Below are 18,363 nucleotides of genomic sequence, written 5' to 3'. Positions count from 1 at the left end.
ATTATCCGCCCTGCTATAACATCGACAAAGACAAAAAAGGTAAGATCTTACCTCTAAAACTAATTGTTCATGGTTGCTAAACTGAGTTGGCGTTTTTCTTGATGTTGACTGACGGTTTCAAATTCATAGCCAAATAAGGCTATATCTTTTGCGTATAGTTTAGCAACTATCTGTTTTAACTCTTCATCATAGTATTCACTATAATGCTTATTCACACGTTTATTTATCCGAAATAAGTGTCGAAAGCGACGTGTCCATAAACGCCGAAAACTATAAGATGAATTTTTATGAGGCAAACTCGAATCGTCAATAGCTAACTGTTGGCAAACATATGAAAAATCTTTTTGTAAATGTTCAAAACGACCAATAAAGTCAACTAACTGGTGACCATTATCATCAAATAAATAATCTGCTTGCGGCATAACATGGCGATATTTGTCACAAAACAGTTTGGTTTCAGGCCAAGCTGAAAGCACAAATTCTTTCAACGACATTTTTTTGTCGATTTTTTTATGCAAATACTCCGAAACTAGCCTTTCCCAAGGGTTACGAACAAAAGCAAAGCTAAAATAGTTTTGATATTGAGCGTTAGCTAAGTGCCCACATTCAACATATTCTGCCGCCATCATATGATCTAAGCGCTCAGGACCTCGTTGAGGATCTGAATTTTTCATTAAATATAATTGCGCTTTTTCTTGCTTGCTCAATTGATGAAGATTTAAAAAAAATTGCTCAATACTTTGTCCTGCTGTTTTAGGAACATGGACAAAAACACACTTAAATTGATGAGAAATCATGAACATTACATAATTAAATTAACGTAATATCACCCTAACCTAGCCTTATGAAGGTTAATTGACAGTTTTATCTCAAGTTCATGACATTATTTTTTTGACGGCAACATTAAAGCAAATCCTGTCGCAAATAGAGCAGCAAATGCGGCTATATTATAAGCCAGTTGAGCCCCAAGCCCTTCAGCCCAAAAAACACCCGCAACATAAGCTCCTAATGCACCGCCAATACCATAAACGCCAGCAATATATATGGCCTGACCACGATTTTGTTGATTACGATTAAAGTGACTTTGTAAATATTGCAGAGATGCACTGTGATACATGCCAAAGCTAAAAGCATGAAAACACTGAGTAAAAGCTAATAACCAAACACTATCAGCAAAATGACCGGTTAAATACCAACGTATTGCTGATAATAGCAAGCTTGCCACCAATAACGTTTTTACTGAAAAATGTTTAAATAAGGTACCAAGAATTAAAAAGATAGCGATCTCGGCAAAAATACCTATACCCATCAATAAGCCAACAGCATAACTTGGGTAATTTAAATCACGTAAATAAAGTGCAAAAAACGAATAATAAGGGCCAAAACTAATTTGTAATAATAAACCCGCTAAAAAAAACCAAATGAAGGTTTTAGTCAATAATTTATCAAAAATTGAGCCGGTATTTTGCAACGCCTGTTTGGTCATTCTTGGTTGCTTTAACAATAAGCTAGAACCCCACAGACATCCTAGAATGATGAAACCTAACCAAGTAAACGCTTCAGGTGAATAAGCATCAATAACTTCACCAGCAACCACTGATGTAAAGAAAAAGCCTAAGCTGCCCCATAAGCGAATACGCGCATAAATTTTAGGGCTACGTTTAATTGCAAGATTCGTCATTACTTCAAGCTGCGGTAATATCGCCGTCCAAAATAAACTAAACATGGCTAACGCAAATGCTATTGGCCAATAACCTTGTGCCCAAAATAACAAACAAAAACAAGCAAAGGCTAAAAAAGCCCCTAAGCGAATAACAAATAATTGTTTACCGGTTTTATCGGCAAACATTGCCCAACAGGTTGGTCCCAGAATACGGGTGGCAGTATAAATCGCGAGTAATTCACCAATCGCTAATGAACTAAATCCACGGTAATTTAAAAATAAAGCAAGAAATGGTATCGCTAAACCATGTACACCAAAATACCAAAAATAAGTAGTTGCAGATTTAACGAATAATGGTGACATTGGTTTTTTAACCTAATAACTTGACTTAACAATACAAATACGAAAAAACGAGTGCATAATGATAAAGCTGACTTTATCGCTATTAACACTCGCTTCTTTAAATAGACTAATGCTCTAGCCTCTAGCCTCTAGCCTCTAGCCTCTAGAACATTATATTTTAGGGGTTTCACAGAACACATCAGCATTTTGCGCACGATTACGCATGAAGTGATCCATTAAGGTTAATGCCAGCATAGCTTCTGCAATTGGCACGGCACGAATACCAACACAAGGATCATGGCGCCCTTTAGTAATAAGGTCGGTTGACTCACCTTGCTTGTTAATAGTTTTACCACTAACACCAATACTTGAAGTAGGTTTTAACGCAATATGGGCAACAATATCTTGCCCTGATGAAATACCGCCTAAAACACCACCGGCACTATTTTTTGCAAAACCATTAGGCGTTAATTCATCACGATGCTCTGAGCCTTTTTGGTTAACTACAGCAAAACCATCACCAATTTCTACACCTTTAACGGCATTAATCCCCATTAAGGCATGAGCAATGTCCGCATCTAAGCGATCAAAAATTGGCTCACCTAAACCAACCGGTACATTTTCAGCAACCACGGTTAATTTAGCGCCAATAGAGTCTTTTTCACGAATAATGCCACGTAAAGTTTCATCTAAGGCATCAAGCATACTCGCATCAGGGAAAAAGAAAGGATTAGTTTCAACAACATCCCAATCATAAGTTTGGGCTTTAACATCAGCAATTTGTGTTACACAACCACGTACCACAATACCTAATTTTTCTTTTAAAAACTTTTTCGCAATAGCACCAGCAGCAACTCGCATAGCGGTTTCACGTGCTGATGAACGACCACCGCCACGATAGTCACGCACGCCGTACTTTTGCCAATAAGTGTAATCAGCATGGCCTGGACGAAAACTTTCCGAAATATTGCCGTAATCTTTTGAACGCTGATCTTTATTTTTGATCACTAAGCCGATCGGTGTGCCTGTGGTTTTTCCTTCGAAAACGCCTGACATTATGGTCACTTCATCATCTTCACGACGCGCCGTGGTATAACGATTTTGCCCTGGTTTACGGCGATCTAAATCAATTTGAAGATCTTCTTCTGTAAGCGATAAACCTGGAGGACAGCCATCAATAATAGCACCTAGGCCTAAACCGTGACTTTCACCATATGTGGTTACTGTAAATAATTTTCCAAAGGTATTTCCTGACATTGTTCTTACAACCTATGCTACAACTCGCTGATTAAATATGGTTTGATATTCTTCTAATTGTGCCTTTGTTAATACAAACACACCATGACCACCACGTTCAAATGTCAGCCATGTAAATGGAATTTCGGGGTAAACTGCTTCGACATGTACCTGAGAGTTGCCCACTTCGCAAACAAGTATACCATTATCATTAAGATGGGTGGCACTTTGCGCTAAAATTTTTCGCGTTATATCCAAACCATCACTGCCGCTACCTAAGCCCATTTCAGGCTCATGTAAATATTCTTGCGGTAAACTATCAACATCTTCTTGGTCAACATACGGTGGATTGGTCACGATCAGATCATATTGTTGCCCTTCTACCCCAGAAAAAATATCGGACTGGATCGGGAAAACCCGCTCTAACATACCGTGGTTTTCAATATTTATTTGGGCAACATTAAGCGCATCTAACGACAGATCAATCGCGTCAATTTCCGCTTCAGGAAAATAGTGGGCACAAGCTAAAGCAATACAACCACTGCCCGTACATAAATCTAAAATACGGTTAACTGATCGCTGTTCATCAAACATAGGGGAAAAACGTTGTTCAATATATTCACCAATTGGTGAGCGTGGCACTAATACCCGTTCATCAACATAAAAAGGTAAACCGGCAAACTTGGCAAAATTAGTGATATAGGCCGCAGGTACCCCTTGTTCAATACGCGCAGTAAAAATAGCTAAAACATCATCTTTTTCTTCATCAGTTAAACGACACTGCTTGGCATCGTCATACATTTCATCAGGCAAAGCCAACGCGAACATCACTAATACTATGGCCTCATGCCACGCATTGTTAGTGCCATGACCAAAAAACAATTCGGCTTGGTTAAATTGGCTGGCACCATAACGGACAAAATCAGCAACGGTAAATAACTGTTGTTTGATTAACGTATTATCTGGCTTAGACACACAATTCCCCTGCAATAAAAAATGAACAAATGTATAACGCTAGCTAAATGATACTGAATTACAGATACGGACAAGCGATAATAAAGGGGTATTTTACGTGACTATCAGCTTCAATTGTACTTTTATCTTTCATCTCTACTTTTTATATTCCCTTGGTCTTTCCAGATTGATAAACTCTGCAAATGAAATTTAAAAACCAGCTTACTGAGCAAGAAAAACTGCTATTTCAAGATGCTATAGGCAAAGTAAAACCTATGGTACAAGATAAAATATCGCCAAGTAAAAAAACCAGTCCGCAGAAAAAGTTTCAGCTCAAAGACAAAGTACACAAGCAATTAGCCGAATTTCATTTTTCGGATGAATTTGAGCCTCACTTAAATCAACAAGGGCCAGTAAAGTATGTTCGAGAAGATGTTGATAGTTTTGAAGCTAAAAATTTACGCCGTGGCCAATATACCCCTGATTTGATTTTAGATTTGCATGGTTTAGATCAACATCAAGCCAAAAAAGAAATTGCCGCTTTATTATATGCCTGCCAAAAAGAACATGCCCAATGTTTATGTATTGTGCATGGTATAGGTTCGCGGATATTAAAAAATAAAGTGCCACATTGGCTGGTACAACATCCTGATGTGATGGCATTTCATCAAGCACCACTAGAGTGGGGAGGCGATGGCGCCTTGTTAGTGTTAATGGAATTAAAGGATAAATTTATTCGCTAATTGGATTAGAAAATAACACGCTCAAAATCGGCTTTAGTTCGGTTTAAGTTAGGTTTTAGTTCGGTTTAAATTAGGTTTTAGTTAAGCGAAAGTTAGACAAGTAATAAACTAAATATCACAAACATTAAACGGACATAACATTTCAATAAAATCGCCTTTCATTGCACCGCTATGATAATCAACTTTCGCAATAGCACCCGTTTGAAATATCGGCATATAACCACCCACTGTTAATTCTGCTAACAAATAACTGATTAACGGCATATGTGAAACAATTAAAATATTCTGGTAGGCTTTTTCGGCTAACAAGCCATCTAAATAATCATGTACTTGTTCAGCGGAACCGGTTGGAGTCACTAAGTCGCAAGCTTGTGATGTTAGTGTTAAATTTAATGTTTGAATAATAAGATCGGCTGTTTGCTGAGCGCGCACATAAGGACTCACGATGATTAAATCGAAAGCGACATCGTTAATTAACTGCGAAATATCTAAAACTTCAGATACACCATATTCAGTTAGCTCACGTTCAGCATCAGATAATCCCTGATGTTGAGCTTCACCATGACGCATAATAAAGAACTGCATAACTAACCCCCGCACATCTTTTTGCGGATACTTCTATAATAAAAGCTATAGTAATAGAAACGATTCACAATGAATACCAATACTGACCGAAAAAACAAAGAAAATTATTCTCGTAATATGACTTACTCTCAATTAGCATAGTAGAGATAACTAAATTTTTTAACTAAACTGCTAACTTAATTAAAAATAATCACTCGGGTCTGTTGATCTTTGTTTATATTTTCAGCAATAGGCTATTTTTAGTGATAGCAAAGCAGAATGAAGGTTGTTTGCTTATTCCAAATGCGTGAATTCCAAATGAGTGAAATTCTAATGCTGCTAGCGCAAAAAATAGCCATTGCACTGAGGGCTGAGGCTAAAATCGCTTTACTCGGCGTTAAAATTATTGGTTTAGATGACTAAACGACATAATTTCAGCCTTGATTAAAACGATTTTATCTCTCAGCTGAATTATTAAACAAAGATGAACAGACCCTAATAAACAGGTAATACCTTGTCTCAATATTGTCTTTTAATATCAAGATAACGATTACTAGGAGCTCCTTTTGATCCAAAGTTCTAATGACAGTAAATGTTATCGTTCAATCACACTTAATAATGGCTTAAAAGTATTATTGATTGAAAATACTAACAGTACTAAATCAGCAGCGGCATTAGCTGTGAATGCTGGCCATTTTAGTGATCCAAAAGAGCGACAAGGCTTAGCTCACTTTTTAGAGCATATGTTATTTTTGGGCACCGAAAAATACCCTGATGGCAGTGAATATCAAAAGTTTATCAGCCAGTATGGCGGTAACCATAATGCCTGGACAGCCACCGAACACACCTGTTTTTTCTTCGATATTCATCATCAATATTTTCCGGAAGCATTAGCCAGATTCAGTGATTTTTTTATTTCGCCACTCTTATCAGAAGAATTTGTCTACAAAGAGCGTCAAAATATTGATGCCGAATTTAAATTAAAACTCAAGGACGATATTCGCCGTCTTTATGATGTTCACAAAGAAACTATTAACCCAAACCACCCTTTTTCTCAATTTTCGGTTGGTAATTTAGAAACGCTTGCAGATCGCGGCAATGTCAGTATCCGCCAAGAACTAGCAGATTTTTTTGAACATTATTATTGTGCAGAGTATATGACCTTGGCCATTGAAGGGCCACAAACCTTAGATGAACTTGCCCAATTAGCAGAACAATATTTTTCTCCGATAAAACAAGCAAAACAAAGCCTTGATGTTTTTCAGCAACCTCTCTATTTACCTGAACATCAAAAAATACTGATTCAAGTGTGTCCGGTAAAAAATGACCGTCAGCTAATTGTTAGCTTTGCCATGCCAAGTATTGATCATTTATATCGTGATAAACCGGAATCTATCTTGGCTTATTTATTAGGACATGAAGGCCCTGGCAGTATTTTGTCCTATTTAAAAAGTCACCAGTGGGCTTTTCGATTAACGGCAGGTTCTGGTATTAATGGCTCAAACTTTAAAGATTTTAACATCAGCATTGCGCTGACAGAGCAAGGTGAGCAACATATCGATGATATCGTTTCAGCTATTTTCAGCTATCTTGCCTTGTTAAAAAGTGCACCTATTGCTGAGCATTATTTTACTGAAAAAAAATCCATTGCCATGATTTCATTTGATTACCAAGAAAAAATGAAACCATTAGATTCGGTCAGCCAATACGTTATCAACATGCAGCATTACCCTCAAGAGCATTATATTTTTGGGGATTATATGATGGAGTCATTTAATCAAGACGACATTAGCCAGTTGTTAAGCTATTTTTCTACTGACAATATGCGTTTAATACATATCAGTCAAAACAATACTTTTGACCAAGTTAGTCAATGGTATCAGGTGCCTTACCAAGTAAAATCCTTACCTGAGCAAACATTACAACACTGGCAAACCGCAAAGCCAAACCCCGCACTATTTCTGCCTCCTAAAAATGATTATATTGTGACAGAGCCTAAAATAGTGCCTCAAGAGCAAGAACAAAGCTTACCTGAAATTATTCACCAAACATCAGGGTTTACTTGCTGGTTTAAACAAGATCAAAGTTTTAAAGTACCCAAAGGATATATTTACCTTGGTATTGATTGCCCTAACGCAATTTTAAATCCTAGCACAATTGCCATGACTCGTTTATTTATTGAGTTATATAGTGATAACGTTATTGAAGAAAATTATGATGCTGAATTAGCCGGCATTCATTATCATTTATATGCTCATCAAGGTGGCATGACTTTACAGCTATCTGGTCTTAGTGAAAACCAACCGAAATTATTAAGTAAGTTATTAACATCATTAAAACAGCAAAACTTTTCAAAAGAAAAATTTCATTTAATTAAACAGCAGCTGATCAGCCACTGGCATAACAGCGACCAAAGCAAGTCAATTTCACAATTATTTAGTACTTTGAGTAGTACTATGCAGCCGAAAAAGCCCAACAGTGAGCGCTTATCTAATGCCTTACAGGGTATTGATATTGAAGACTTTAAGCAGTTTTGTCGGTCACTGTTTGAACAGGTTTATTTAGAATTATTGATCCATGGTAATTGGCAAAAATCAGACGCACAAAAGATAGTTGATAATATCAAAAACGCTTTTACTCCGTCATACCATCAAACTAACCAAGTTAACATTGGTGTTTTAGATAACAGCTCAAAAGGTGAAAAAATTCTGCCATTAATCTTACCAGAGCATGACCACGCAACAGTAATTTATTACCCAATGGCCAAAAAAGATATTAAAACCATAGCCATTACTATGGTACTTAGCCAATTGTTATCACCGCATTTCTTTCACGAAATGCGAACTGAAAAACAATACGGTTATTTGGTTGGTGTTGGTTATGTGCCGGTCGGCCATTACCCTGGTATTGCCTTATATATTCAATCTCCACATACCACAGCACAAGCTCTTACTGAGGCCATTGATAGTTTTACCAAAAACACTGCCAATTTAATGGCTGAAATGTCAACGCAAGAATGGCAACAATTACAACAAGGATTAGCCGGCCAATTACAAGAAAATGATGCAAGTTTACGAATAAAAAGCCAACGTTTTTGGGGCGCAATTTGTAATAAAGATATACAATTCAATCGTAAGTCGCAATTAATTGAGCAAATCAAAACCTTACAATTATCAGATATCATAAACTTCATTAATCAGGCGTTAATTAACACCCAAAATCACGACAGAATAGTATTAATGTCGATAAAAAATGACCAAGAACAACAGTTATTACCACAAGCGCATATTACCACATCAGAACAAATGAATAGCAGCTGCCCATTAAAACTGTAACTAATACCAACTCGTATAAGCTAAAAAGCTGATATATCTTCTAAATAGTTGACATACACGCTAGCTTGATTTGTAATGGTTGTTCGTATTTAATTTCTCTGTCTAATTGGCGATGAGTAAACGTTGTAACTCAAGGTTGTAGTGTGCTTAAACACTTTTTTATTTTTTTTCATAAATTAAGGCACCTTTCAATAATATTGTTAGGGCTAACCTATTTGGTTAGCGTTAATGTTTCAGCGTCAACCGATACAACTCAACCACAAATAAAATTTGACCGTTTAACCGTCGCTGATGGCTTTTCACAAAACTCCACTCATAGCATCACTCAAGACCAGCAAGGCTTTATCTGGATCGCGACACAAGATGGTTTAAACCGCTACGACGGTGAACATTTTGTGCAATACCGAAAGAATAATTCTGATCCAAACTCAATTGCCGATAATTTTATTAGAAAAGTTTTTATTGATAATACCAATACCCTATGGGTTGGCACTGAAAATGGTTTGAGTAAATACAACAGAAAAACCGACAACTTTGAAAATTTTTATACCTCAACCGATGATTCAAATACCTTAAGTGACAATTTAATTTGGGATATTTATCAAGATAATAACGGCATGTTATTAGTATCAACCGAAGCGGGTTTGCATAAATATAATAACAAAGAAAATCATTTTGTTCGTATTCGCTTTCGAGGCTTTGAGAATAAACTCACCGCAATAAAAACCATATTTCAAGACCATAATAATAATTACTGGTTAGGTACTTTCGAAAACGGTATTTATATCAGTAACAATAAATTTCAAAATACCTTTAGTTTGCAAGAAAATAATGTGTGGGGTCTTAATCTACCTGTTAATACTCTCTTAGATATAAAACAGGTAGAAAATGAATATTGGTTAGGGACAGACAATGGGGTTTATATTGTTGGGCAAAACTACCAAATAAAGCATCATATTTTAGAAAATTTATCTTCTTCATTTATCCGAAGCATTGAACTTTTTAATAAAAATGAAACCTTGCTTGGTTCAGAAGATGGGCTGATTTTAATAAATAATAACACGTATGAAATTAATACCTTTAAAAAAGAAAACCATCCAAATGCTCTTAGTAATAACTTTATTATGGACACCTTTACCGATAACAGTCAAAACATTTGGCTTGCGACTTATGAAGGTATTAACTTAATTAAAAAACAACAGTTTTTATTTACTCATTACTTCTTTAATTATCAAAATAGTAATAACCAAATTGAATCAATAACCGAAACTAATAATGGCGAAATATGGTTTAGTTCAAACTCATCAAAACTTTTTTATATTAACAAAGATCACCAGATTAATAACTTTGAATTACCAATTATTGGCCCTTATTATGATTTAATGGCAGAGAATAACTATTTATGGTTTATCGCTGAAAATAACCAGCTATATCGATTTAATACCATTAACCAACAAATTTTACACATCAGCGATTGGCACAAATTAAGCGACTTTAATTCTACAAGTAAATTACTGCTTGCTAATAAACATATTTGGTATATTAACAGCCAAGGTCAACTTGCTAAATTTTCAACAAATAATCACACCTTCGACTCATTCGCGGCACCAAATCAATCAGCAATAACCAGCTTTTCAATTCATAATGAATTAATCTGGTTATTAACCGCAAATAATGAATTATTAACCTTTAATATAAAAAACCATATTTTCGAGAATATTCGACTTCCGCCAACACCAAATTTTATTATTTCCTCAGCAAATCAGCTACAAGTCGATAATGAATGGCTATGGATTGGTTCTCGCTCCCAAGGGCTTGCTTTAATCAATTTAAAAACCAATAAAGTTCAAACTTTTAATGAAAACACCACTCTTAATAATAATTATATTAATGCCATTTTAGTTAATGAAAAAGGTCAAGCTTGGTGCTCAACCAATAAGGGCTTAAGTTTTATTGATCCAATTAATAACCAAGTAAAAAATTATTATCAAGACTTCACCTTAGACAGTAATGGCTTTTTAGAAAATGTTGCTTTAACAGCTAAAAATGGACATTATTATTTTGGAGGAAGTAATGGTATTCATCAGTTTTCACCTGAAAAACTATTAGAAATAACAACAGATATTAACCCTCCTTTATTTACAAATTTATTAATCGCTAATAAACAAATTACAATATTACCAGGAAATACGACCAATAATTTTTCATTAACTGAATCACTTAATGAAAATAAATCAATAACTCTTAAATATGATCTCTCTCCATTTAGCATTGAATTTATTTCACCAAATAATAAGTTACCCGAACGTGTTCAATACCGCTATCGCTTAGTTGGTTTAGAAAATAATTGGATTGATTCAGGTGAGCACAATCGTCGGGCTACTTATACTAACTTAAGTGCCGGCAATTATACTTTTGTTGTGCAAGCTTACGATAGGTACGACCCCAGCAATGTACAAACATCGAATTTAGCGATCAAAATATTACCACCTTGGTGGATGTCAAATGGCGCATTATTTTTCTACTGCATTATCTTCTTAATGATAATTGCTTATTTTGTCCAACAGCTACGCTATAAGCACCAATACAACTTACAAATAAAAGAAAGTGAAGAACGTTTAAAGCTATCGCTATGGGGCAGTGGCGATGAAATGTGGGATTGGAACATTACCGCCGGAAAAATTTACCGTTCGAATATTTGGGGGATATTAGAATTCCCACAAGACGGTGAGCGCAATATTGGCGCTGAGCAAACGAATATCCATCCAAGTGATTTAATGCGAGTAAAAAATGCCTTAAAAGATCATTTTGATGATAAAACCGACCACTTTGAAGTAACTTATCGGGTGAAAGATAAAAATGATAGCTGGGTTTGGGTACTTGACCGCGGCAAAATTGTTGAACGTAGCAACAATCAAAAAGCATCTCGAATGACAGGAACGCTCAAAGACATTAGTGTTATCAAAAAAGCAGAAGAAAAATTAAAGTTATTTGCCAAATGTATTGAAAGTATTTCGGATGCAATTGTTATCTATGATCGCCAATTTGTTATTGTTGATGTCAATAAAGCCTACTTAGCGTTAACCAATAAATCAAAAGAGCAACTTATTGGTAGTTCAATGCGCTTTAATCAATATTCTAAAGAATACAACCAAGACATTAAAAAACACTTATTAACTAAAAATAATTGGCACGGTGAAATTGAACATAAAAATGGTAATGACGATAAATACATTACCGAATTAAATATTGATATTATTCGCGATGAACACGGTAAAGTTTCACATTTTGTTGGTGTATTTTCGGATATTACCGAAAGAACAAAAAATGAAGCTGAACTGAGAAAATTGGCAAGTACAGATACGTTAACAGGCTTACCTAATCGTTCTTTCTTTCAAGCCAACCAAGTCAAGCTGGTTAAACATAAAGTTCCACATGCGCTATTGGTGTTTGATCTTGATAACTTCAAAAAAATTAATGATTCAATGGGCCATGAATTAGGTGACATTTTATTATGTAAAGTGGCTAAACGGATTCTCACCTTAGGGCGACCACAAGACAGTGTGTATCGCTTAGGTGGCGATGAATTTAGTATGATCATCGAAAACACCAACGACATTCATATCATCACCTCAATTGCCAAAGATATTCTCAGAACTATTGCCATTCCGTTAAAACTACGTAGTCAAGAAGTCGTGCTTTATAGCAGTATTGGTATAGTGCTTTACCCAGAAGATGGTGCGAATTCAGAAGAATTATTAAAAAATGCTGATACCGCTATGTATCATGCCAAAGGCTTAGGCGGCAATAAATATCAATTTTTTAATGAATCAATGAACAAGCAAGCAGTAAAACGCTTACAAATAGAAAACTTAATACGTCATGGCTTAAAAGAAGACAATTTTTCAGTTTTTTATCAACCCAAAATTGAAATTAAAACCGGAAAAATATCTGGCATGGAAGCATTAGTACGTTTTGAAACACCAAGTAAAGGAATTATTAGCCCTGGCGTTTTCATTCCTGTTTCCGAAGAAACCGGGCAAATAGTTGAGATAGGCGAAGTTGTTCTTCGTAAAGCATGTTTTGCGACTAAAAAGTGGCTTGATACAGGTTTATTTGACGGCCGTGTTGCCGTTAACTTATCCGCGGTACAATTTAGTCAACCGAACCTAGTAAGTTTAATCGCTCAAATATTATTGCAAAGTGGCCTACCGGCTAAACACTTAGAACTTGAGATCACTGAAGGCACTGTAATGGATTCTCCGCAAAAGGCGATTGAAACCATGCTACAAATTCGCTCTATGGGTATTCATTTATCACTTGATGACTTTGGTACCGGTTACTCTTCGTTAGCTTATTTGAAAAAATTCCCGCTTAACACACTAAAAATTGATAAAGCCTTTGTTGATGATATTGAAGAGTCTGATCAAGGCCGTAATATGGTCGCCACTATTGTGACGATCGCCCATAACTTAGGGTTAGATGTGGTTGCAGAAGGAGTAGAAACCGAAAACCAACTGAGTTTTCTTTCTGGCTTACGCTGCGAGCAAATGCAAGGTTTCTTGTATAGTAAACCACTAGCGGAAAAACACTTTACTAACTACCTACTTTCACACCAGATCACAGACAAATCAACCTCGTTTAACCTATAAACAATCTTATCCATTAGGATTTAATTTAAGCTTAAGCTTATGGCTTATGGCTTATGGCTTATGGCTTATCAAGTATTCTATTCTCTAACTTTAAACACCAGCATCCAAAAAAATTATCGACATATTTTTGACTCATACAAGCTTAATTTGATAAAAAGTCAAAAAAACAGCAAATAACCACTTAAATATCTGAATTATATGGATTTAATCTATATGGCATAAATATCGCTTATTACTTGTGCAATTTAATAATAACAACACAAGGAAACAATATGCTTAGTTCATTAATTTTAGCTTTAGGTTTATCTACTTCTCCTGCTGAGGCTTCTCCGGTAGAAGTTGCAGTTTCACCATTAAATTCTATTGAACAAACAGGTCGCTCACTAGGAAAAACTCGTATCGCTTTAGAATCAGAGTTAGCTGGTCGCTCGCTTGGCAAAACTCGTATCGCTCTAGAGTCAGAGTTGACTGGTCGCTCACTTGGCAAAACTCGTATCGCTCTAGAGTCAGAGTTGACTGGTCGCTCACTTGGCAAAACTCGTATCTAACCCCTAATTATCATTAATATTTTTTATTTTCAGATTGAACAGGAATGTATTATGTTTAAATTGATCAAGAACTTATGGTTACCAGAGATTAAAGAAAATGCCATTGCAGCGAGTATTAAAATACAAGAGATGCCAGCCGGCACTTGGTGGAAGTAGCTCTAATACCTTGAGTATTAAAGAATGACACGGATGTCTATATTAAGCTTCACTAAAGCCTTAACGAAACCTTTATTAAACTTTTCTAACAAAACTAGAAAAACCTAAACCTATCACTTACTAGAATATCTAATATCTAGCCTAATAAAAAACTTAGCAATAACTAACTTAGGCTCGTAATATCAAGCCCTGCACGCCAAATTTACGATACACCTTAACTCGTTTCTTCATGTTAAACATTGGCCAAATTAACGGTCCAAAACACATTCCGGCAAAGGCCCAACGTTTACGTCCTAAGCCGCTCATCATCGCCTGACAATAAAAAAAACAACTACTTAATACACTGATGAGAACAACTAGTAACAACATAAATACTTTACTCGGAAATTTAAGGCGGCGTATTGTAACAAAGCCCTAAATTGTTTGAAAGTTGTACAGTTAAAAAAACAGCAAATAACGCTATTTTATTCGGCAATAATTTTCCATCCATTGAACAGTTATTGCCGAAACTGAGGCAAAAATAAGCCGCTAAAATCACCCTGATTTTATAAATTAACTTCGGCTATTAAATCTATCTTTAATAATAAGTTTCACCTTTTTCAGCCATATCAATTAATGGTTGGCAAGGTTTAAAACGGTCATCAATCTCTTGTGAGTAATAATTTAATTGCTGGACAATGTGGTGAATACCAATACTGTCCATATACCTAAATGGCCCGCCTAAAAATGGCGGAAAGCCAATACCAAAAATAGCGCCTATATCGCCATCTCTTGGCGAACGTATCACACCTTCAGCCAAACACCTAGCCGCCTCATTTAACATCATATAGAGGCAGCGCTTGGCGATATCCACCTGCCCTTTGCTAGTTATGTCAATATTCAATAAACGGTAAACACTTTCATCGACTGCTTTCGACTTTTGTTGTGTTTTTTTATTGCTATATAAATAAAAGCCTTTTTTTACTTTTTTACCTAAACGGCCATCCGCTATTAACAAATTAAAAGCTTCTGGCGGCGCAAAGCGATCGCCTAACTCCCGTTGGAGAATAGGGCCAATTTTAGCGCCAACGTCAATACCAACTTCATCAAGTAATTGCATTGGCCCAACCGGAAAACCAAAATCGGTTAAAGCTTTATCTAATACCTCAATGCGTTCGCCACTTAACAAAATATTGGCGGCTTCGTTCATATAAGGCGCTAAAATTCGGTTAACATAAAAGCCTGCCGTGTCTTTTACCACTATCGGGGTTTTTCCTTGTTTTTTCGCTAAAGCGACAGTGGTGGATATGGTTTGATCTGAAGTTTTTGCATGTGGAATAATTTCAGCCAGCGGCATTTTATCAACAGGTGAAAAGTAATGTAGCCCGATCACATTTTCTGGCCGTGCTGCTTGTTCAGCAATTTGGCCAATCGGTAAACTTGAGGTATTGCTGGCAAAAATCGTTGTTTCTGAACAATGTTCTTCAACCTCTAAAACCATTTGTTGTTTTAAGGCAAGATCTTCAAATACCGCTTCAATTACCACATCACACTGTTTAAAACCTGAATAAGTAATGCTACCCGTAATATTGGCCAGTTGTTTTTGCATCTCTTTATGGCTTAAAAATCGGCGTTTAACTTTTTGATTTAATAAGTCATAGCTATATTTTAACCCAGTATTAATGCCTTGGGCTGAAATGTCTTTAATTCGTACCGGTAACTTAGCCTTAGTTGCACTAACAAAAGCTATACCTCCACCCATTAAACCGCCACCTAAAACACCAACTTTATGAAGTGGCTGTGCGGTCACATTAGCAACCCCCTGCTCTTTTTTCATTTCTGTGGTCGCAAAAAACAAATGCCTTAGCTGTTCTGACTCTTTACTCATAACTAATTTAGCAAACAACTCAGCTTCAACTTGAAAGCCTTTAGCAGGCGCTGCTTCAACGCCAGTTTTAACGCATTCTATAATATGTAAAGGTGCAGGATAATTACCTTTTGTTTTGGCGAGCACAGACTTACGAGCTTGACTAAAAATAATGCTACGACCTAACGCATTACCTTCAAGCACTTTATCTAAAACTGAGGTTTTTCTTAACACGGTTGATTTTTTATTTGCTGCTAACTGTGTTTGAATTAATTTTTCTGCCACATCAAGTAAGATATCAACCGGTACAACATCATTTACTAACCCCGATTTTAATGCTTGTTTAGCTCGTAGTTGTTTCCCCGTTAACATCATATCAAGGGCTTTTTGAATACCGACTAATTTAGGTAAACGTTGAGTACCACCGCCGCCAGGTAATAAGCCAAGCTGTACTTCAGGTAAGCCTAAAACTGTTTTATCATCGCTAGAGCAAACCCGATAATGACAAGCCAACGCTAGCTCTAAACCACCACCTAAACAAGCACCATGAATTGCCGCAACAACCGGTATGGGTAACTTTTCCAGCTGATCAAAAATCATTTGCCCTTGGCGTGATAAGGTTTGTGCTTCTTGCTCAGTTTGACAAGCTGCTAGCATATTAATATCCGCACCCGCAATAAAGGAGTCTTTTTTACCACTTACGATGATCAAACCTTGAATGGTTTTATCCGCTTTGATGGCTTTAAGTAGCTCAGATATTTGCTCAACAAAACTCGCTTTTAGCGTGTTCATGGTTTCGTTTTTATCATCAATAATTAAATGAGCTATGCCTGAAGCTTGGTGCTCTAATGAAAAAACATCTTCATGGTTATTCTCTGTCTGTTTAGTCATTATGCTGTCTCCACTATCATAGCTGCACCTAATCCACCTGCCGCACAAGCAGTGGTTAAACCAACACCGCCTCCTCGACGATTTAATTCATTTAAGGTTTGAGTAATAAGCCTTGCGCCGGTGGCTGCAAAAGGATGACCATAAGCAAGTGAGCCACCCATAACATTAAATTTATCCATATCAATTTCACCAATGGCTTTATCTTGGCCTAACTTTTCTTTAGCGAAGCTTTTACTTGCAAACATTTTCACATTAGCTAACGTTTGTGCAGCAAAGGCTTCATGCATTTCAATTAAATCTAAATCTTGCAAGGTCATGCCTGCTCGTTTTAACGCTAATGGAGTGGCATAGCTTGGACCCATCAACATATCTTGCCAAACATCAATAGCGGTAAAAGCATAACTTTTAATATAACCCAGAGGCTGATAACCAAGTGCTTTCGCACGGTCTTCACGCATTAATAACAAGGCCGCAGCGCCATCGGTTAATGGTGTACTATTCGCAGCGGTCACACTACCATGTTTACGATCAAATACCGGTTTTAACCGAGCGTAACTGGCAAGTTCTGAATTTTCTCGAATACAATTATCTTTCTCAATAAAATGTAAGTGTGGCTCTGGGTAAGCTGTCATTACTTCACCAGCTAAATGCCCTTTGGCCCAATTATCCGTAGCTAAGGTATGTGAACGATGGGCTAATTCATCTTGAGCTGTTCGGCTAATTTGATGAGTTTTTGCCATTTGCTCAGCAGTTTGCCCCATTGACAGTCCTGTTGAATATTCAGCAACAGCGGGTGGGACTGGTAATAAGTCTTTTAAATTAAGTTTTTTAATTAAGGAAAATTTTTGTGAAAACGACCGTGCTTTGCTTAAATCAAGTAAAGTTCGGGCTAACTTTTTAGAAACGCCAATTGGCGCTACCGATGATGAGTCAGCTCCGCCAGCAATACCAATTTCAACATAGCCTGCCATAATCGCTTCAACCACATTCGCCGTTGACTGAAAGCTAGTAGCACAAGCCCTTGAAACACTATAAGCATCGGTATGCACATTCATACCCGTACCTAAAACTATTTCTCTAGCGATATTCGGAGCTTCAGGCATTTGTACCACTTGCCCAAAAACAAGTTGATCAATTAATTGCGGATCAACGTCGTGCTTTTGCATAAGTTCATTGACCACCATTTTGCCTAAGTCAACCGCAGGCACCCCGTGAAAGGCGGTCGCCTGTTTGGCAAATGGGGTTCTTAAGCCCGCCACAATGGCTATTCGGTGGCCTTGCGACGTTGTTAACGTGTGTTTTGTCATAATTGATCCTATTAAGTGGTACGACCTCTAGTTAAATGATTCTATCGGTAAATAAAAATATTGCAATATCATTCAATAAAACAAACGGCTTGCATGGATAAATTTACTTACATTTTTCATCTCTTA

General features: G+C 36.6%; 12 protein-coding genes. 5 read left to right on the top strand and 7 right to left on the bottom strand.

Annotated features, from left to right (window positions below; all coding sequences use genetic code 11):
• Positions 1-59: 59 nt before the first annotated feature.
• From ACSLUO_RS07020 to prmB, 4 genes are all read right to left on the bottom strand, one after another.
• Entirely contained in the window at positions 60-797 is a 738-nt protein-coding gene (locus ACSLUO_RS07020) for a sulfotransferase family protein (RefSeq protein WP_448247422.1), read from the bottom strand.
• Between the two features lie 86 nt (positions 798-883).
• Positions 884-2,026, bottom strand: a complete 1,143-nt coding sequence (locus ACSLUO_RS07015) for an MFS transporter (protein ID WP_448247420.1) — start codon at positions 2,024-2,026, stop codon at positions 884-886.
• 150 nt (positions 2,027-2,176) lie between these two features.
• Entirely contained in the window at positions 2,177-3,262 is a 1,086-nt protein-coding gene (aroC, locus tag ACSLUO_RS07010; RefSeq protein ID WP_448247418.1) for a chorismate synthase, read from the bottom strand.
• Between the two features lie 12 nt (positions 3,263-3,274).
• The gene (gene prmB, locus ACSLUO_RS07005; RefSeq protein ID WP_448247416.1) at positions 3,275-4,216 is read right to left on the bottom strand and encodes a 50S ribosomal protein L3 N(5)-glutamine methyltransferase; all 942 of its coding nucleotides are present in this window, start codon (positions 4,214-4,216) and stop codon (positions 3,275-3,277) included.
• A 182-nt stretch (positions 4,217-4,398) separates the two neighbouring features.
• Between prmB and smrB the strand changes: the two genes are divergently transcribed.
• Positions 4,399-4,938: an endonuclease SmrB gene (gene smrB / locus ACSLUO_RS07000; RefSeq protein ID WP_448247414.1), complete on the top strand. Its 540-nt coding sequence runs from the start codon at positions 4,399-4,401 to the stop codon at positions 4,936-4,938.
• A 108-nt stretch (positions 4,939-5,046) separates the two neighbouring features.
• Here the strand turns inward: smrB and sixA are convergent, their stop codons facing one another.
• On the bottom strand, positions 5,047-5,523 hold the full coding sequence (gene sixA, locus ACSLUO_RS06995; RefSeq protein ID WP_448247412.1) for a phosphohistidine phosphatase SixA: 477 nt from the start codon (positions 5,521-5,523) through the stop codon (positions 5,047-5,049).
• A gap of 258 nt (positions 5,524-5,781) precedes the next feature.
• Between sixA and ACSLUO_RS06990 the strand changes: the two genes are divergently transcribed.
• From ACSLUO_RS06990 to ACSLUO_RS06975, 4 genes are all read left to right on the top strand, one after another.
• Positions 5,782-5,925, top strand: coding sequence for a hypothetical protein (locus ACSLUO_RS06990; protein WP_448247410.1), 144 nt, complete (start codon positions 5,782-5,784; stop codon positions 5,923-5,925).
• Positions 5,926-6,068: 143 nt separating this feature from the next.
• Positions 6,069-8,837, top strand: a complete 2,769-nt coding sequence (locus ACSLUO_RS06985; RefSeq protein WP_448247408.1) for an insulinase family protein — start codon at positions 6,069-6,071, stop codon at positions 8,835-8,837.
• A 215-nt stretch (positions 8,838-9,052) separates the two neighbouring features.
• A complete protein-coding gene (locus ACSLUO_RS06980) occupies positions 9,053-13,489 on the top strand; it encodes an EAL domain-containing protein (RefSeq protein WP_448247407.1) in 4,437 nt (1,478 codons plus the stop codon).
• A gap of 272 nt (positions 13,490-13,761) precedes the next feature.
• Positions 13,762-14,037 (top strand): hypothetical protein, encoded by a 276-nt coding sequence (locus ACSLUO_RS06975; protein ID WP_448247406.1) that lies wholly within the window; start codon positions 13,762-13,764, stop codon positions 14,035-14,037.
• 733 nt (positions 14,038-14,770) lie between these two features.
• Here the strand turns inward: ACSLUO_RS06975 and fadJ are convergent.
• Positions 14,771-16,930 carry a fatty acid oxidation complex subunit alpha FadJ gene (gene fadJ, locus ACSLUO_RS06970; protein ID WP_448247404.1) on the bottom strand — a complete coding sequence of 720 codons (2,160 nt, stop codon included), beginning with the start codon at positions 16,928-16,930 and terminating at the stop codon, positions 14,771-14,773.
• Positions 16,930-18,237: an acetyl-CoA C-acyltransferase FadI gene (gene fadI / locus ACSLUO_RS06965; protein ID WP_448247402.1), complete on the bottom strand. Its 1,308-nt coding sequence runs from the start codon at positions 18,235-18,237 to the stop codon at positions 16,930-16,932. The genes fadJ and fadI overlap by 1 nt, the downstream gene beginning before the upstream one ends.
• Positions 18,238-18,363 lie beyond the last annotated feature (126 nt).

It is taken from the genome of Thalassotalea agariperforans, assembly GCF_053470345.1.
This window is presented reverse-complemented; position numbering and strand designations above follow the sequence as displayed.